The organism is Rhodococcus sp. 06-1474-1B, from assembly GCF_002258885.1.
Taxonomy (GTDB): Bacteria; Actinomycetota; Actinomycetes; order Mycobacteriales; family Mycobacteriaceae; genus Rhodococcoides; species Rhodococcoides fascians.
This window is the reverse complement of the sequence record NZ_NOYR01000023.1, coordinates 346,251-363,791: the sequence shown is the minus strand read 5'-3', so window position 1 is coordinate 363,791 and position 17,541 is coordinate 346,251. Positions and strand designations below refer to the sequence as shown.

Sequence of the window (17,541 nt, the reverse complement as noted above, 5' to 3'; positions counted from 1 at the left end):
ACGCTCCTTCTAATTGCCTGTGGAGGCATGTGATTTCAGAGTGCCGATGTGCTTGCGCCCCTTGAGTGCGTACCACAGCAGGCCTACGCCCAGGATGCCGCCGATGTAGACGAACGCACCGAACGTGTTGTACCAGGGGGTTCCGTACACGGCCTCGCGCGGCCAGGCGAGGTTGAGCGCCATCCCGGCACCCCACACCACCGCCGCAATGTTGACCGGCAGGCCGAACTTACCCATCGTGAAGTATCCGCCGGGTTTGAGATCCTCCGGCGGCCACTCGCCTTTGATGCGCTTGACCAACAGTGGTCCGGTGACCATCAGATACGCGAGATAGATCATGATGATCGCGATCGAGGTGAGGACCGTGAAGATCTGCGGCTGACCGATGTTGACGACGAGGATCACGATGGCCAGCACTCCGATGGTCACCGCGGGCACCACCGGGGTCTGGGTCTTCGGATTCACCTTGGCCAGACTCTCACCGAAGGGCAACGCGTTGTCTCGCGCCATGGCGAACGTGAGCCGGATCGCCGCGGTGTGTACTGCCAGTGAGCAGACGAAGACCGCAATGACGATGCAGATGAGGAAGACGGTGCCGAGCGGGCCCCACATCACCGATTCGACGATGGATTGCAGGCTGCCGTCGGGGCTGCCGAGGGAAGGATCGTTCAGGTCCGGCGCGGCCATGACGGCGAACACCAGGATGGCTCCACCGATGACGAACGACGCGAGGATGGCGCGAAAGATCGCTTTGGGGGCGGTGCGCCGAGGTTCGACGGTTTCCTCCCCGAGCGAGCTCGCGGTGTCGAATCCGTACATGACGTATCCCGACGCCAGCGACGCCACCAGGAAAGCACCGAGGTAGCCGCCGCTCTCACCGGCACCGTAGCCGTTGGTGGAGAAGAACACCTCGGGTCCTCGAGTGATGTTGGCCGCGAGCAAGATCGCGATGAGCACGGCCGCGATGAGTTCGATGAACACACCCGCACTGTTGATCATCGCCATCAGTCGAACGCCCAGCGCGTTGATCGTGGTGGTGATGGCGATCAGAATCGCACCGAGCAGCACTGCATTGGCCGCGAAGTCGGTGGCTCCCGAGCCGTCACCGATGATCTGAAATCCGCTCCAGATGCGTGGCAGATTCAGCTGCAGAGCGAGGGCAACGGCGGCCAGTGTCACGATCGATGCCGTGAGCATCAACCAGCCCGCCGACCAACCGACGATCCTGCGGCCCAACAGCTTCGCCCAGTTGTACACCGATCCCGCCACCGGATACTTCGCGGCCAACTCCATGAAGCACAGTGCCACGCAGAGCTGACCGACGAAGACCGCAGGCCACGACCACAGGTATGCCGGTCCGGCGGTGCCGAAGCCGAAGTAGAACAGCTGAAAGGTACCGGTGAGAATCGAGATGTAGCTGACGCCTGCGGCGAAGCTGGCGAATTTGCCGAGACTTCGATCGAGCGATTCCTTGTAACCGAAATCGTCCATTCCGCTCGAATTGTCGTTCAGTATTGCCATGCCTGTGGCCTTTCCCATCGTGCTCTATCGGGTACCGAACCACCCCGCCGCGGTAGGAGAGGTGTTGTGCCAAATGTGTTTCGCTTCTTGGTATTCGGACATACCGGACGGTCCGAGTTCGCGGCCGTTTCCGGACTGCTTGAAGCCGCCCCATTCCGCGGCCGCGGTGTAGACGCCGAAATCGTTGAGCCACACCGTGCCATGACGCAGCCCACGCACCATTCTTTCGCCTCGCGCGGCGTCGGACGTCCGAACACCCGCGGCGAGACCGTAATTCGTATCGTTACCCAGTAGAAGCGCCTCGGCCTCGGTGTCGAATCGCTCCACAGTGAGTATGGGCCCGAACGTCTCGTCTTGCACGATATTCATCGACCGATCGCAGTGATCGAAGATGGTGGGCAGGAAATAGCTACCTTTGCTCAAGGACGGATCGTCCGGCTTGGTACCTCCTATGACCAAGGTGGCCCCCTCCTCGATACCCGTCGCCACGAAGCCTTCGATCTTCTCGCGCTGCGCCTGCGACACCAGAGGTCCGGTCTCGCTGGCCGGGTCCATACCCGGCCCCATCACGATGGTCTTCGCACGCTCTGCCACGGCGGCCACGAACCGGTCGGCCACTGATTCCTCGATGATCAGTCGGGTACCGGCCGAACACACCTGACCGGAATGCAGAAACACTCCGGTCAGTACGTTGTCGACCGAATCGGCGAACGACTGCTCGTCGGCCACCGCGTCGGCGAAGACGATGTGTGGATTCTTGCCCCCGAGTTCCACCGCCACCTTCGTGACGTTCTCCGCGGCCGCGGCAAGAATGTGCCTGCCAGTGGCGAGTCCGCCGGTGAAGGAGATGAAGTCGACGTCGCGGTTCCTGGTGAGCGCATCTCCGAGCGTCGCGCCGCTGCCCTGCAACAGGTTGACCACACCGGCAGGCACTCCCGCTTCTTCCACGAGCTTGGTGAACGCGATGGTGCTCAGTGGCGTCACCTCGCTGGGTTTGAGCACCATGGTGCACCCGGCAGCCAAGGCGGGGGCGATTTTCCACGAGATCTGCAACAGCGGGTAGTTCCAAGGCGCGATCATCACGCAGACACCGATGGGCTCGTGCACCACTCGGCTCAGAATTTCCGGACGGTCGACGTCGATCAGTCGATCTGCCTGCACCACAGCGAGATCGGCGTAGAAGCGGAACACCGAGGTGACGTCGTCGATATCGATCTCACTCTCGCCGAACGTCTTTCCGGTATCGAGGGTCTCGATATGCGCCAACTTCACCTTGTCTCGTTGGAGCAAATCTGCGATGCGATTGAGCAGATCACTGCGCTCACCCACCGTCACCGAGCGCCACGGGCCGTCGTCGAACGCAGCCCGAGCCGCGGCAACAGCAGCCAGGGCATCGTCGGGTGTCGCCTCGTCGACGACGGCCACCACGCTGCCGTTGGACGGATCGACGATGTCGCGGGTCCCGCCGTCACCGGCTCCCTGCCATTGCCCGTCGATGAACAACGACGGCCGCAGTGAGCTCGGGTCGAATCCTGCATCGGAGTCGGTCACTCGACACCTTCTTCCGTGTGGGGGCCTGTTGGTGTGTCTACGGTATGCCTCAGCGGCCGGTGACTCCATCGGTCTGTTCTAGAACAATGATTGTCGAACATACGTCGGCAACTCGCAGGTGCTCGAGTGGAGCCTGCGCGACGACCAGTGCGAATCCGGGATCGGGGACCGAGCAACAACCCATTCGGACAATTCACACTACGGTGGCATTCATGACAATCGAAGATGTGGGCGGCAGGCGAACGGTGACGGCGGATGAGCTTCTTCTGTTGGTGGGTGATCATCTCCTCATCGAAGAGGGTGTCGCGACCGGGTTCATCGAAAGCGCTGGACAGGTTGCCGAGAACGTGGCGGTGACGGTCACCGATGGCGTCGACGGAACCACCACGACCGAGCGAGTTTTCCTTCCCGACGCCGAGGTGACCATCGAACCAGCCGACCGCGGACGCGCTCCGGTCACGATGTGACGATCGAGTTCAGCCGACACCGAAGTACATTCCTGTAACTCGAGCAACTCGAACAACACCAGCCACACTGGCACCGAACTGAGCTAGGGTGACGAAAACCCGTCATCGTTCAGGAGGGCAGCCGACAATGCGATCCGGCCGACAACAACCGTCGATTCGCGTTGCCGTGGTCTCTTGTATCGCCGTGTTCGGACTCGCCATGGGATCCAGTTCGGCGACGGCCGAGCCCGCTGCGCCGATCTCGACCCCAACGATTGCCGACGCAGTACGTTCGGCCGACGCGCAGCAGTACAACGATGCGCAGAATGCTCTGGTCAAGGGTCGCTACGAGACCGGTTTCGCCGCACTGGACGCGGTTGCCACCGCCGCACCGAACGATGCCAATGTCGCAGCACTGCAGACGTTCTACGCCAACGCAACCGATGATGCCGACGCGCGAGCGCAGCACTCGGCCCGCCTGCACGCCCTGTCTCCCCCGCTTGCCGATGCGGTGGATCGGGCTATCGAAGTCATCGACGAGGCGGCGACGGAGACGATCGACTTCGCGCCTGCGACCGATGGCGTGAGGACGGCAATCGTGGTGCTCGGCCTGGGCCTGAACGACGACGGCAGTATGGCACCGGAATTGGTGCAGCGACTGAAATCCGCTGCCGCGGTCGCCGAGCGTTCCCCCGAATCACCCATCATCGTCACCGGTGGAAATCCGCAGGGCGGCGTCACCGAAGCCGAAGCGATGAAGAAGTGGCTGATCGACAACGAGATTGTGGCCGACCGCATTCACGCCGAGTCCACTGCGAATTCGACGGTGCAGAATGCGCAGCGCGCCACCTCACTGGCCGCTGAGATCGGTGCTGTGAATCTGGTGCTCGCAACAACTCCCAGCCATCTTCGGCGAGCGATCTCCGACTTCGAGATCGCTGGTGCCGACGTGATCGGTGCCGCCACATCCACCCCCGACGATCTTCCGGCCCTGCCCGCGCTCGCACCGACAGCACGGTTGGGCATGACCGTCGACGCCACCAAGATCATCGGGATACCGCGCACCTACTGACGCATCCATCCGCGCAGCACCGACGCCGCCCCGGCGTCGAACATCACCCGACGATCCTCGTCGTCGGCCATCCCGGGTATCGACAACTCGAGCGACACCAGACCGTGCACGATCGCCCAGAACGAGTGGCTGATCACGTCCACCGACGCGCCGCTCATCGTGCCTGCCTCGACGGCGCTCGCCACCGCCGCCCGAAGCGGATCCATCGCGGCGGCCGCGGGGTGTGCCTGATCGGATACGTCGACCGAACCGAGCACTCCGCCGAACATCACTGCGTAGAGGTGTGGGTTGGCCATGGCCCAGCGGCGGTACGCAAATGCCAGTTCGCGCAGGTCGACCTCGGATTCCCCGGTGACAGGAACGCTGCGTTGCGCGTCACCGAAACTCGAGAACGACGCGCCGAACAGAGCCACCAGCAGCTCCGCTCGACCGCCGAACAGCGAGTAGATGGCCGTGGTCGAGGTGCCCTGCGCGGCCGCGAGTTTACGCAACGACAACGAGTCGACGCCATGGCGCGCAACGGTTTCCGCTGCGGCTTCGAGTAGCCGGGTGCGCAGTTCGGCATCGTGAATTCTGGGTCTCGCCACTTGCGAAATCTATCACAACAGTGTTTTATAACAGTGTCACGCCATGTGCTCGGCCCCGAAACGAACAGACGGGAACACGACATGCAATCCATCATCGACGGCCGCACCACGGTCGAATCCGACCGCGACACCGTCACGGTCTTCCTCATCGGAATGCGCATCAACAATCCCCTTGCCGTTCGCTCCTGGCTTCCCGCCGCGCGCGCGATGCCGCGGATGCTCAGCCACCTCGAGCAGGATCCCACCTCCGGACTGCTCGGCTACCACTCGTGGTTGGGCCGCACCACCATGCTCGTCAGTTACTGGCGCAACGCGGAAGACCTGACGCGATTCGCCTCCGATCCCGACGCACCACATGCCCCCGCCTGGCGTGCCTTCAACCGATCGGTCGCTGCGACCGGCCATGTCGGCGTATGGCACGAAACCTATACCGCGACAGCCCAGGACAGTGAAGCGATCTACGTCAACATGCCGACATTCGGCCTCGCGGGAGCCATCGGTGGAATCCCCGTGGGCACCGGCTCGCACACGTGGAAGCAGCGAATGAAGTCCGCTAAGTAGGCCTGTACGAGCTAGAGGAAGTTCCCGGCCCGCGCGGCGATATCGAGAACGGGCTGAGGAAAGACTCCCAGTGCCACGGTGACGACCACCGACACCCCGATCGCACAGGCCACCGGCGCGGTAGGACGCACCACCGTGGCGGTCCGTTCGCTGGATTCGGTGAAGAACATCAGCACGATCACGCGCACGTAGAAGAACGCTGCAATCGCACTGCACACCACTCCGACCACGACCAGTGCGGCTCCCCCCGCACCCGAGGCTGCGCTGAACACCGCGAACTTACCGATGAACCCACTGGTGAGCGGGATCCCGGCGAACGAGAGCAGGAACAATCCGAACACAGCGGCGACGAGCGGCGAGCGGCGACCGATACCCGCCCATCGCTCCAGGTCGCTCACCTCACCGCGTTCGTCTCGGGCCAGACCGATGACCGCGAATCCACCCAGCGTGCTGAAGGCATAGGCAAGCAGGTAGAACATCGTGGCCGACACCCCCGAATCACGTACATCACCCGAACTACCCAGCGCAGTCACTCCGGTGAGGATGAACCCGGTGTGCGCCACGGACGAGTAGGCCAGCATCCGTTTGACGTCGGTCTGCGTCACCGCGACAACCGAACCGAGCACCATCGTCGCGATGGCGATCACCCACAACATCGGACGCCAACTCGACTCGAGACCGGGCAGCGCCATTCCGAAGATTCGCAGAATCGCACCGAAGGCCGCCACCTTGGTCACGGTGGCCATCAGCGCCGTCACCGGAGTAGGGGCACCCTGGTAGACGTCGGGAATCCACGAATGGAAAGGCACGGCACCGACTTTGAACAGCAGACCCACCGCAAGCAAGGCGGTTCCGATCAGCGCGAGCGATCTGCCCTGGCCGTTTGCCGTGATGGCGTCGGCGATGCCGTCCAATCGGACCGTCCCGGCGTAGCCGTAGAGGAACGCGACTCCGAACAGGAAGAACGCAGACGAGAACGCGCCCAGCAGAAAGTATTTGAGGGCTGCTTCCTGAGAGAGCAGTCGTCGTCGTCTCGCCAGACCGCACAGCAGATACAGCGGCAACGACAGCACCTCCAGCGCCACGAACATCGTCAGCAGATCCGTGGACGCCGGAAAGAGCAGCATGCCGCCGATCGCGAACATCGCCAGTGGAAAGACCTCGGTCTGGGCGACGCCTGCATCGATGGCCTGCTTCTCTGCCACGCTGCCCGGCGTGGTCGAGGCCTGCGGAGTGAACGAGTCGATGCGGCGCTCGGCCCCGGCCCCGGTGACGGCGACGGTGCGCTCCGCCAACAGTGCGATTGCCGGAATTGCCACGAGCACAATGGTTCCCTGCAGGAACAGAGTCGGTCCGTCGATCGCGACGGCCCCGTTCATCGCGGCTGCCTCGGTGCCGGCCAGGCCGAGCACTGCCGCGAGGGCGCCGACCAGCCCTGCCAGAGCGAGACCCACGTGGGTTGCGCGACGAGCACGTAGCGGTACGAACGCCTCGACGAGAACCCCGAGAACCGCGACACCGAAGACGATCAACATGGGCGACAGCAGACCGTACTGCACTTCGGGAGTGGTCATCGTTGACCTCCTGCACTGTCGACGATCGTGGATTGCACTGCCGGAGTGATGATATCGAGTGCCGGTTTCGGGTACACCCCGAACACGATCAGCAACGCGAGCAACGGGACCACCACCAACGCCTCACGGGGAACGAGATCGGAGATCTTCTCGCTGCCCTCTCGGACGGGCCCCGTCATCACCCGTTGGTAGAGCCAGAGAATGTAGATCGCCGACAGCACGAGCGCACCGGTGGCCACGATCGCGGCGACGCCGTAGCGACCGAATGTGCCGATCAGCACCAAGAATTCGCTGATGAACGGGGCAAGACCGGGTAGCGAGAGCGTGGCCAGACCAGAGATCAGAAACGTTCCGGCGAGCACCGGCGCGACCTTCTGGACGCCGCCGTAGTCGGCGATCGCCCGTGAGCCACGACGGGACACGAGAAAGCCGGCGATCAAGAACAATGCGGCGGTGGAGATTCCATGGTTGACCATGTAGAGCGTCGCACCGGCCTGACTCTGACCGGTCATCGCGAAGATGCCGAGGATGATGAACCCGAAGTGCGAAATCGAGGTGTAGGCAATGAGTCTCATCATGTCGGTCTGACCGATCGCCAGTATCGCGCCGTACACGATTCCGATCACTGCGAGCGTGATGATCCACGGGGCGAACGTCTGCGACGAACCGGGAAAGAGCTCGAGGCAGAAGCGCAGCATGGCGAAGGTGCCGACCTTGTCCACCACCGACATCATCAGCACAGCAGTCGCCGGGGTGGACTGCACTGCAGCGTCGGGTAGCCACGTGTGGAACGGCCACAGCGGTGCCTTGATCGCGAACGCGAACATGAAGCCGAGGAACAGCGCGTTCAGAACCATCGGATCCACACCGAGTCCCCCCGATGACGCCGCATCCGCGATCGCGCGTAGATCGAACGTCCCGCCGTCGAACGGGCCGTCGGGCCTGGCCGTGGCGACGTACAACCCGATGACGGCAGCCAGCATCACCAGTCCACCGAACAGGTTGTAGAGCAGGAACTTCACCGCGGCGCGGGTTCTTTCGGAACCACCGAAACCACCGATGAGGAAGTACATGGGAATCAACATCGCCTCGAAGAAGATGTAGAACAGCAATACGTCCAACGCGAGGAACGAGACGATCACCATGGACTCGACCACCAGGATCAACGCCATGTAGGTGTGCGAGACCCGGCGCGATCCGTAGTTCGCCACACGGCTGCCGTCGTGCCAGCCCGCGACGAGGAGCAATGGGGTCAGAACGGTGGTGAGCAACACCAGCACGAGGCCTATTCCGTCGAGGCCGAGCGTGTAGCGCGCACCGAATGCCGCTATCCACGAATGGTCTTCGAGGAACTGGTAGCGATCGCCACCGGAGTCGAATGCCACGGCGAGTACCACCGACACCGCGAGTGTGCCGGCGGCGAAGCCCACGGCGACGCTGCGTGCGATCGTCGGTCGATCGGCCGGGACCAGGGCGACGACAATCGCGCCGAGAATCGGCAGAACCCACAGGACGGTCAGCCAGGGGAACGTCACAGGACCACCACCATCAGCACGACGAGAACTGCCCCCGCGAACATCGCCAACGCATAGGACCGTACGAATCCGGTCTGCAGCCGCCTCGATCGAGTGGATACTCCGCCGATCGATCTCCCCACCCCGTCCACGACCGCGTCGATACCCGCCTTGTCGGCGAATACCATTGTGTTCGTGAGCTTTTGACCGGGCCGCATGAATGCTGCCTCGTTGAAGGCGTCGCCGTACAGGTCAGCGCGTGCGGCTCTGGTCAGCACCGATACGTCCTCGGGTGGAGTCGGGGGAACGTCACGAGCGATGTACTTCCGGTACGCGACGCCTGCACCCACGAGTACCACCGCCAGAACTGCGACCGTCACGACCCAGGCAGGTATCGCGTGTTCTTCGTGCGCCGATCCCACCACCGGTTCCAGCCACGTCTCGAGGCGTCCACCCACCGCAAGGAAGGCACCCGATGCCACCGAGCCGACGGCCAACAGAATCATCGGAGCCGTCATCGTCGCCGACGCTTCGTGCGGATGTGCGTGCGCCGCCCAGCGTTTCGGGCCGAAGAACGTCATCAGCATCACCCGAGTCATGTAGAAGGCCGTCAAGCCCGCACCGAGCAACGTGACGCAGCCCAGCACCACACCTGCCGCTCCCCCGGCCGCGAACGCAATCTCGATGATCGGATCCTTGGCGAAGAAACCGGAGAACGGCGGAACTCCGATGATGGCGAGGTAGCCGAGACCGAACGTGACGAACGTGATCGGCATCGCGGCACGGAGCCCGCCGAACCGTCGCATGTCGGTCTCGTCGTTCATCGCGTGCATCACCGAGCCGGCCCCCAGGAACAGGCCTGCCTTGAAGAATCCGTGCGACAGCAGCAGCACGATGGCGAAGGCATAGCCGGACGGGCCGAGTCCGGCCGCGAGCACCATGTACCCGATCTGACTCATCGTCGAGGCGGCGAGCGCCTTCTTGATGTCGTCTTTCGCACAACCGATGACGGCACCGAACAGCAACGTCACCGCGCCGACCGTGACGGTCGCCGCCCGCGCCACCGGCGAGGCCTCGAACACCGGTCCGGATCGGACGACGAGATACACCCCGGCGGTGACCATCGTCGCCGCGTGGATGAGTGCGGAGACCGGCGTCGGGCCCTCCATCGCGTCGCCGAGCCACGACTGCAGCGGCACCTGGGCCGACTTTCCGCAGGCCGCCAGCAGCAACATCAGTGCCATGGCGGTCGCCACCGATTCACCCGCGTTCCCGATTCCCGCGAACACCACGTCGTACTGCACAGACCCGAAGTTCACGAACATGATCATCAGGGCGATGGCCAAGCCGATATCGCCGACGCGGTTGACCACGAACGCTTTTCGAGCAGCCGTCGCTGCCGATGGCTTGTGTTGCCAGAATCCGATGAGCAAGTACGACGCCAGACCGACACCCTCCCACCCCAGATAGAGGCCGAGGAAATTGTCTGCCAGCACCAGCAGCAGCATGGCTGCGAGAAACAGATTGAGGTACGCGAAGAAGCGTCGCCGCTCCGGGTCATGGCTCATGTACCCGATCGAGTACACGTGAATGAGTGATCCGACCCCGGTGATCAACAGGACGAAACAGATCGAGAGTTGATCGGCACGCATGCCGAAATCGACCTGCAATTCGTCGACGGGCACCCAGCGGAACAGCGTGTGAGTGAATGTTCTGTCCGACTCGTCCCGTCCGAGCATCGACGAGAACACCAGCGCCGCAACGACGAACGACGACACCGCGGCGGCCGTCGCGAGAAGGTGGCCCCACGAGTTGCAGCGCCGGCCACCGAGCAGAAGGACGGCCGCACCGAACGCCGGCAGAGCCGGGAGAAGCCACAGGATCGACATCGTTTCTGCTCCCCCGTCAGTTCTTCATCAGATTGTTCTCGTCCATCGAGATCGAGCGACGAGAACGGAAGATGGCCATGATGATCGCCAGGCCCACCACCACCTCGGCTGCAGCGACCACCATGGTGAAGAACGCGAACAACTGGCCGTCGAGATTGCCGTGCATGCGAGAGAACGTGACGAACGCGAGATTGACTGCGTTGAGCATCAATTCGATGCACATGAACACGATGATGGCGTTGCGCCTGACGATGACTCCCGCCGCGCCGATCGTGAACAGCAGAACCGACAGGTAGAGGTAGTTCTCTGGATTCATCGCACGTCACCCCCGTCCACCTTGTACTCGATGCCTCGATCGGCGAACAGTGCGTTGACGGACGAGTCCGACTCGCTTCCGTCCGGGAGCAGAGCCCGTCGATCGACGCCGTTGTGACGAGCGAACACACCGGGGCTCGGCAGCGGCGTCACCCTGGAGCCGTCACGGAACCGGTCCTGCGACATCTCCCGCTGACCCTTCACCGGTCCCAGAGCCTCCCGGTGCGCCAGAATCATCGCCCCGATGGTGGCCGTGATCAACAGCGCGCCGGTCAGCTCGAACGCCCAGACGTACTCGACGAAGATCAGCTCGGCCAGGCCTTCTACGTTCCCGGTGGAGTTGGCCGCGTCGAGTCCGGCGAAATCGAGTCGCCCGGCGCGGGCCGAGTCGCGCAGCAGCACCCCGAAGATCAACAGCCCGAAGCCGATTCCGATGACAACGGCCGCGATACGGTGCCCGCGCAGTGTCTCGGTCAACGACTCCGAGGTGTCGACCCCGACGAGCATCAGGACGAACAGAAACAGCATCATGACCGCGCCGGTGTAGACGACGATCTGCACGACACCGAGAAACAGGGCCCCTTGGGCCATGTAGAAGGTAGCGAGAACGACCATGGTGGCCGCGAGGAACAGTGCCGAGTAGACGGCCTTCGTGCTCATCACCACACCCAGTGCACCGATGACCGCAACGACACCGAGGGTCCAGAACTGCACGGCCTCGCCGGTGGAGGTTGCCTCGAGCGCGAGCTGAACGGTGGCAGTCATCGAACCGGCCCTCGATCCGTATCGGCCTCGCTCTCGGCACCGGTGACGGCACCGCGGTAGTAGTCCTCTGCCGAACACCCCGGTGCCATCGCGTGCGGCGGCGGCACCATGTCCGGCTCCAGCGGTGCCAGCAGCGAATCCTTCTCGTAGATCAGGTCGGCTCTGTTGTCACCGGCCAGTTCGTATTCGTTGGTCATCGTCAGAGCCCGTGTGGGACAGGCCTCCACACACAGTCCGCAGCCGATGCACCGGAGATAGTTGATCTGGTAGACCCCGCCGTATCGCTCGCCCGGCGAAAACCGTTCGGTCTCGGTATTGTCGGCACCTTCGACATAGATCGCGTCGGCCGGGCAGGCCCACGCACAGAGTTCGCAACCAATGCACTTCTCGAGCCCGTCGGCGTACCTGTTGAGCTGATGGCGGCCGTGATAGCGCATCTCGGTCGGCTTCTTCTCCTCCGGATACAGCTCGGTTTCGGGCTTTTTGAACATGGTGGCGAAGGTGACACCGAAACCTGCTATGGGACCGAGGAATTCAGGCATCGGCGTTCTCCTTCTGGGACGCGGCCACGGTGGACCGTGCGCCGGCGTGCCGGCTCGCGATGTTCGTGCCCTGCTTCGGAATGGGAGGTACGGGAAACCCGCCCGCCGCAGCGTCGAACGGTGCGACGGGTGCAGCAGGCGGCAGGTTTCGTGTGCGCGCGCGGCGGCGCAGTAAGAGCAGCAGCGAACCCAGGACGGCGACTGCAAAGATCGTCGACACCACGAACGTGACCAGAGGTACGTCGTATCGCCCGGCCCCCAGTACCCGCACCGTCGCGATCACCATCACCCAGATCAGAGCGACGGGAATGAGGATCTTCCAGCCGAAGTTCATGAACTGGTCATAACGCAACCGCGGCAACGTCGACCGCAACCAGATGAAGACGAACAGGAACACCCACACCTTGGCGACGAACCACAGCACCGGCCACCACCCGGAATTGGCACCGCTCCACAGACTCAACGGAACCGGAGCCCGCCAGCCACCCAGGAACAACGTGGTCGCGAGCGCCGACACCGTGACCATGTTGATGTACTCGGCAAGCATGAACATCGCGAAACGCAAGGAGGAATATTCGGTGTGGAACCCGCCCACCAACTCCCCCTCGGCCTCGGGCAAGTCGAACGGCGCGCGGTTGGTTTCACCCACCATCGCCGTCACGTACACCAGGAACGACGGCAACAACAGGAACACGTACCAGGTGTTCTGTTGCGCACCAACGATTCCGGACGTCGACATGGTGCCCGCGTACAGGAACACCGCAGCGAACGAAAGCCCCATCGCAACCTCGTAGGAAATGACCTGAGCCGTCGAACGCAGTGCGCCCAGCAACGGATACGTCGAACTCGACGCCCAACCGGCCAGGACGATCCCGTACACACCCACCGAGGTGACCGCGAGGATGTACAGAACCCCCACCGGCAGGTCGGTCATCTGAAGCGGAGTCGTAGAGCCGAACACCGACACCTCGGGACCGAACGGAATCACCGCGAAGGCCATGAAGGCAGGGACCACCGAAATGATCGGAGCCAGAATGTAAATCGGCTTGTCGACGCCGGTCGGAGTGATGCCCTCTTTCAGAGCGAGCTTGATCCCGTCCATCAGAGACTGCAACAGTCCCCACGGACCCACCCGATTGGGCCCGACGCGCATCTGCATCCACGCCATGATCTTGCGCTCGGCGTAGATGGCCACGAGCGGTGTGAGCACCAGAAAAACGAAGACCGCCAGGGCCTTGCCGACCACCAGCCACCACGGGTCGGTGCCGAACATCGACAGATCGGTCGGCGCTGCGACAATCACGACGCACCACCCTCGGGTCGTTCCGCAGGCTCCACTCCTGCACCCACGGGTCGTTCCGCAGGCTCCACTCCCGCACCCCCGGGTCGTTCCGCAGGCTCCACTCCTGCACCCCCGGGTCGTTCCGCAGGCTGATCCCTGCAAATCCTCACCACCGCACCCGACTCTGCGCCGAGTGTGCCGTACACCGAAGAACCGGGCGAGTTCATCGGTACCCACACCACGTTGTCGGGTAGATCGGTGATCTTCAGTGGCAACGTGATCGAGCCCCGGCCCGTCTCGACCCTGACCAGGTCGCCGGGCGACGCTTCGATGCTCGACGCCGTCGTCTCGGACAGTCTGATCACGGGTGCCCGGCCGGTCTGCGCGAGATTGTCCTCGCCGTCCTGCATCCGTCCCGAATCGATGAGCATTCGCCAGGTGGCCAGAATTGCCTGGCCGATGGAGAGCGTCGGCATATCTCGCCGTGGTGCCACTCGGGCCACAGGAATCCGTGATCCGCTCCAGGCTCCCAGCCGTGCCAACTCGCCGCGCGCCGCCGCCGCGTCGGGTAGCGACAGTTCGACTCCCATCTGCGCGGCAATGGCGTCGAGAACGCGTTGGTCGGGTAATACTGCGCCGGCACCAAGTGCGGTGTCGAACGTGCGAGGCCTGCCCTCCCAGTCGACGAAGGTTCCGGGCTTGTCGACCACCGGTGCCACCGGAAACACCACGTCGGCCCGCTCGGTGACGGCGCTGTGGCGTAGTTCCAGGCTGACCACGAAGGCCGATCGGTCCACCGCGTCGAGCGCACCCTGCGGATCGGGCAGATCGTCCGGGTCGATCCCTGCGGTGATCAGGGCGCGGTCAGGCCCGGCATCCGCCAGTATCGCCGCGGTATCTCGGCCCGCACCTGTAGGCAGTTCTGTCACTCCCCACACGGCTGCCACCTCGGCGCGGGCGGCGGCGTCGGCGACGGGCCGCCCGCCCGGCAGCAGGTTCGGCAACGTGCCTGCGTCGAGGGCACCGCGCTCTCCTGCCCGTCGCGGAATCCATGCCAGGTTCGCTCCGGTGTCGTCGGCCAACTTCGACGCTGCGGACAATGCACCGGGAACGGAACCGAGCCGCTCGCCCACGAGCACGATCGCTCCCGGGCTCCGGAGGAGCTGGGCGATCGATTCGGTACCGCGGTCACCGACGTGCAGTGCGTCGAGCCACTGTGGTTCCTCGCCGGGAATCGACTGCAGTAGCACCCCGTCGAGCTTGCGCAGACCGCGGCTGGCCCAGGGTGCGATCGACGCCACGACCACGCCGCGCGTCCGGCGCGCCTTGCGTAACCTGAGGAAGACCAGCGGTGACTCTTCTTCCGGCTCGAACCCCACCATCAACACCACAGGAGCGTTTTCGAGATCCGAGTAGGTCACGCCCAGCCCCGTCGCCGCGATACGACCGGCCAGGAACTCCGCTTCCTCGGCGCTGTGAGCACGGTTGCGGAAGTCGATGTCATTGGTGTGCAGCAGTGTTCGCGCGAACTTGGCGTATGCGTAGGAGTCTTCGACAGTCGATCTTCCGCCCACGAGTACCGCAGCGTTCCCGATCGACGCAGCCAGTCCCGTTGCCGCCGCCGCCAATGCGGCCGACCAGGACGTCTCGACCAGAGCCCCCGATTCGTCTCTGACCATCGGTGCGCCGATGCGGTCCGGCTCGCTGGCGTACTTGAATGCCCACCGGCCCTTGTCGCAGTTCCACTCTTCGTTGACCTGGGGATCGTCACCAGCCAAGCGGCGGAGGACCTTGCCACGACGATGATCCGTGCGTTGCGCACAGCCTCCTGCGCAGTGTTCGCACACGCTCGGCGAGGACGTCAGATCGTACGGGCGCGCTCGGAACCGATACTCGGTGTTCGTCAGTGCACCCACGGGGCAGATCTGGACGGTGTTTCCCGAGAAGTAGGAGTCGAACGGCTCGGTGCCGAAGATGCCGACCTGTTGCACGGCACCGCGTTCGAGCAGCTCGATAGACGGATCACCGGCAACCTGCGCCGCGAAGCGAGTACATCGAGCGCACAGGACACAGCGTTCGCGATCGAGCAGAACCTCGGCCGACAACGGAATCGGTTTGGGATACGTACGTTTGGTCTCGGTGAACCTGGACTCGGTGCGACCCGCGGCCATCGCCTGATTCTGCAGTGGACACTCACCGCCCTTGTCGCACACCGGGCAATCGAGAGGATGATTGATCAGCAGCAATTCCATGACGCCACGTTGCGCTTTGCCCGCGACCTCCGACGTCACCTGAGTGCGCACCACCATGCCCTCGGCCACGGTCGTCGTACAGGACGCCAACGGCTTGCGTTGCCCCTCGACATCGACCAGACATTGGCGGCAGGCGCCCACCGGATCGAGCAGCGGATGATCGCAGAATCGCGGAATCTGTACGCCCATCAACTCCGCCGCGCGAATCACCAACGTGCCCTTGGGAACACTGATCTCGTGGTCGTCGATGGTCAGTGTCACCATCTCTACTCGGGTGACCGACTGATCGGGATTGGCAGGAGTGGAGCCTGCGGAACGACCCGAAGATGCAGGAGTGGAGCCTGCGGAACGACCATGTGCTGCTGCAGTCATGACGTCAGCTCCTCTGCCATCAGGGTCGATCGGTGTGGATCGAATGGGCATCCCTGCTCGGTGACGTGACGGATGTATTCGTCACGGAAGTACTTCAGCGAAGACACGATCGGGCTGGCAGCACCGTCTCCCAACGCGCAGAAGGACTTTCCGGCGATGCCGTCGGCGATGTCGAGCAGGGTCGTCAGGTCGGCCTCGGTGCCGGTTCCACCGTCGAGGCGGCGCAGGATTTGCACCAGCCAGTACGTGCCCTCCCGGCACGGTGTGCATTTGCCGCAGGATTCGTGTGCGTAGAACTCGGTCCAGCGCAGCACCGCTCGCACCACGCAGGTCGTCTCGTCGAATATTTGCAGGGCCTTGGTGCCCAGCATCGATCCGGCGGCACCGACGCCCTCGTAGTCGAGTGGGACATCGAGATGCTCGCCGGTGAACATCGGCGTCGAGGATCCTCCCGGCGTCCAGAACTTCAGTTCGTGTCCCGGTCTGATCCCGCCCGCGTAGCCGAGCAACTCCCGCAGCGTGATCCCCAACGGTGCCTCATACTGGCCTGGACGGCAGACGTGGCCCGAGATGGAGTACAGCGTGAAGCCGGGCGACTTCTCGGTACCCATCGATCGGAACCACTCGATTCCTTTGCGCAGGATCACTGGAACACTGGCAATCGATTCGACGTTGTTCACCACCGTCGGGCGCGCGTAGAGGCCCGCCACTGCGGGGAACGGTGGCCGCAGCCGAGGTTGTCCGCGCCGACCTTCCAACGAGTCGAGGAGGGCTGTCTCCTCACCGCAGATGTAGGCGCCGGCTCCGGCGTGGATCACCAACTCCAAGTCGAAACTTGTTCCGAGAACACCCTTTCCCAGATAGCCCGCCGCGTAGGACTCGGCGACCGCAGCCTGCAGCCTGCGTAGCACCGGCACTACCTCGCCGCGGACGTACACGAATGCATGGGATGCGCGAATTGCGTACGCGGCGATCACTATTCCTTCGACCAGCGTGTGCGGGCTCGCCATCAGCAGTGGCATGTCCTTGCAGGTACCCGGCTCGGACTCGTCGGCATTGACCACCAGATAATGCTCTTTACCGTCGTTCTGCGGGATGAAGCTCCACTTCGTTCCGGTCGGAAATCCTGCGCCGCCGCGACCGCGTAATCCGGATTCCTTGACGAAGGCGATGAGGTCGTCGGGGTCCATCGCGAGGGCCTTCTCGAGCCCGCGGTATCCGTCGTGGCTGCGGTAGACGTCGAACGTCCAGGAATCCTTCTCGTCCCAGAACTCGCTCAACACCGGCGTCAGGGCCAT

The 17,541-nt window shown here is 63.6% G+C and carries 15 protein-coding genes; 3 read left to right on the top strand and 12 right to left on the bottom strand.

Annotation, left to right across the window (positions count from 1 at the left end; genetic code table 11):
- Positions 1–9: 9 nt before the first annotated feature.
- Positions 10–1,521 (bottom strand): APC family permease, encoded by a 1,512-nt coding sequence (locus CH266_RS11960; RefSeq protein ID WP_032366458.1) that lies wholly within the window; start codon positions 1,519–1,521, stop codon positions 10–12.
- Between the two features lie 24 nt (positions 1,522–1,545).
- Positions 1,546–3,072, bottom strand: coding sequence for an aldehyde dehydrogenase family protein (locus CH266_RS11955; RefSeq protein WP_176457074.1), 1,527 nt, complete (start codon positions 3,070–3,072; stop codon positions 1,546–1,548).
- A 212-nt stretch (positions 3,073–3,284) separates the two neighbouring features.
- Here CH266_RS11955 and CH266_RS11950 point away from each other — a divergent pair, with 212 nt between their 5' ends.
- Both CH266_RS11950 and CH266_RS11945 read left to right on the top strand, forming a co-directional pair.
- A complete protein-coding gene (locus CH266_RS11950; protein WP_032370974.1) occupies positions 3,285–3,539 on the top strand; it encodes a hypothetical protein in 255 nt (84 codons plus the stop codon).
- Positions 3,540–3,666: 127 nt separating this feature from the next.
- The gene (locus CH266_RS11945) at positions 3,667–4,590 is read left to right on the top strand and encodes a YdcF family protein (protein WP_094715339.1); all 924 of its coding nucleotides are present in this window, start codon (positions 3,667–3,669) and stop codon (positions 4,588–4,590) included.
- On the opposite strand, the gene CH266_RS11940 is transcribed toward CH266_RS11945, so the two are convergent.
- Positions 4,584–5,177: a TetR/AcrR family transcriptional regulator gene (locus CH266_RS11940; protein ID WP_094715338.1), complete on the bottom strand. Its 594-nt coding sequence runs from the start codon at positions 5,175–5,177 to the stop codon at positions 4,584–4,586. The genes CH266_RS11945 and CH266_RS11940 overlap by 7 nt on opposite strands.
- Before the next feature lie 81 nt (positions 5,178–5,258).
- On the opposite strand from CH266_RS11940, the gene CH266_RS11935 reads away from it, so the two are divergent.
- Entirely contained in the window at positions 5,259–5,738 is a 480-nt protein-coding gene (locus CH266_RS11935; RefSeq protein WP_032370831.1) for a DUF4188 domain-containing protein, read from the top strand.
- Between the two features lie 11 nt (positions 5,739–5,749).
- Here the strand turns inward: CH266_RS11935 and nuoN are convergent, their stop codons facing one another.
- Genes nuoN through nuoF form a run of 9 tightly spaced genes read right to left on the bottom strand, consistent with a single transcriptional unit; the run spans position 5,750 to position 17,541 of the window.
- Positions 5,750–7,312 carry an NADH-quinone oxidoreductase subunit NuoN gene (gene nuoN / locus CH266_RS11930; protein ID WP_094715337.1) on the bottom strand — a complete coding sequence of 521 codons (1,563 nt, stop codon included), beginning with the start codon at positions 7,310–7,312 and terminating at the stop codon, positions 5,750–5,752.
- Positions 7,309–8,847 carry an NADH-quinone oxidoreductase subunit M gene (locus CH266_RS11925; RefSeq protein ID WP_094715336.1) on the bottom strand — a complete coding sequence of 513 codons (1,539 nt, stop codon included), beginning with the start codon at positions 8,845–8,847 and terminating at the stop codon, positions 7,309–7,311. The genes nuoN and CH266_RS11925 overlap by 4 nt, the downstream gene beginning before the upstream one ends.
- A complete protein-coding gene (nuoL, locus tag CH266_RS11920; RefSeq protein WP_094715335.1) occupies positions 8,844–10,715 on the bottom strand; it encodes an NADH-quinone oxidoreductase subunit L in 1,872 nt (623 codons plus the stop codon). Before nuoL ends, CH266_RS11925 begins: the two co-directional genes overlap by 4 nt.
- 16 nt (positions 10,716–10,731) lie before the next feature.
- Positions 10,732–11,031, bottom strand: a complete 300-nt coding sequence (nuoK, locus tag CH266_RS11915) for an NADH-quinone oxidoreductase subunit NuoK (RefSeq protein WP_032383367.1) — start codon at positions 11,029–11,031, stop codon at positions 10,732–10,734.
- Positions 11,028–11,795, bottom strand: a complete 768-nt coding sequence (locus CH266_RS11910; protein ID WP_094715334.1) for an NADH-quinone oxidoreductase subunit J — start codon at positions 11,793–11,795, stop codon at positions 11,028–11,030. The genes nuoK and CH266_RS11910 overlap by 4 nt, the downstream gene beginning before the upstream one ends.
- Positions 11,792–12,337, bottom strand: a complete 546-nt coding sequence (gene nuoI / locus CH266_RS11905; RefSeq protein WP_094652972.1) for an NADH-quinone oxidoreductase subunit NuoI — start codon at positions 12,335–12,337, stop codon at positions 11,792–11,794. Before nuoI ends, CH266_RS11910 begins: the two co-directional genes overlap by 4 nt.
- Complete coding sequence (gene nuoH, locus CH266_RS11900; protein WP_094715512.1) at positions 12,330–13,610, bottom strand: NADH-quinone oxidoreductase subunit NuoH; 1,281 nt, start codon at positions 13,608–13,610, stop codon at positions 12,330–12,332. Before nuoH ends, nuoI begins: the two co-directional genes overlap by 8 nt.
- A gap of 26 nt (positions 13,611–13,636) precedes the next feature.
- Positions 13,637–16,243: an NADH-quinone oxidoreductase subunit G gene (locus tag CH266_RS11895; protein WP_094715333.1), complete on the bottom strand. Its 2,607-nt coding sequence runs from the start codon at positions 16,241–16,243 to the stop codon at positions 13,637–13,639.
- Complete coding sequence (nuoF, locus tag CH266_RS11890; RefSeq protein ID WP_094715332.1) at positions 16,240–17,541, bottom strand: NADH-quinone oxidoreductase subunit NuoF; 1,302 nt, start codon at positions 17,539–17,541, stop codon at positions 16,240–16,242. Before nuoF ends, CH266_RS11895 begins: the two co-directional genes overlap by 4 nt.

Excerpts from the sequence above, each read along its gene's own strand:
- CH266_RS11960 (WP_032366458.1), bottom strand. The coding sequence starts at position 1,521 with ATGGCAATACTGAACGACAATTCGAGCGGAATGGACGATTTCGGTTAC.
- CH266_RS11950 (WP_032370974.1), top strand. The coding sequence starts at position 3,285 with ATGACAATCGAAGATGTGGGCGGCAGGCGAACGGTGACGGCGGATGAG.
- CH266_RS11945 (WP_094715339.1), top strand. The coding sequence starts at position 3,667 with ATGCGATCCGGCCGACAACAACCGTCGATTCGCGTTGCCGTGGTCTCT.
- CH266_RS11935 (WP_032370831.1), top strand. The coding sequence starts at position 5,259 with ATGCAATCCATCATCGACGGCCGCACCACGGTCGAATCCGACCGCGAC.
- nuoN (WP_094715337.1), bottom strand. The coding sequence starts at position 7,312 with ATGACCACTCCCGAAGTGCAGTACGGTCTGCTGTCGCCCATGTTGATC.
- nuoL (WP_094715335.1), bottom strand. The coding sequence starts at position 10,715 with ATGTCGATCCTGTGGCTTCTCCCGGCTCTGCCGGCGTTCGGTGCGGCC.
- nuoK (WP_032383367.1), bottom strand. The coding sequence starts at position 11,031 with ATGAATCCAGAGAACTACCTCTACCTGTCGGTTCTGCTGTTCACGATC.
- CH266_RS11910 (WP_094715334.1), bottom strand. The coding sequence starts at position 11,795 with ATGACTGCCACCGTTCAGCTCGCGCTCGAGGCAACCTCCACCGGCGAG.
- nuoI (WP_094652972.1), bottom strand. The coding sequence starts at position 12,337 with ATGCCTGAATTCCTCGGTCCCATAGCAGGTTTCGGTGTCACCTTCGCC.
- nuoH (WP_094715512.1), bottom strand. The coding sequence starts at position 13,610 with ATGTTCGGCACCGACCCGTGGTGGCTGGTGGTCGGCAAGGCCCTGGCG.
- CH266_RS11895 (WP_094715333.1), bottom strand. The coding sequence starts at position 16,243 with ATGACTGCAGCAGCACATGGTCGTTCCGCAGGCTCCACTCCTGCATCT.
- nuoF (WP_094715332.1), bottom strand. The coding sequence starts at position 17,541 with ATGGCCCTGACGCCGGTGTTGAGCGAGTTCTGGGACGAGAAGGATTCC.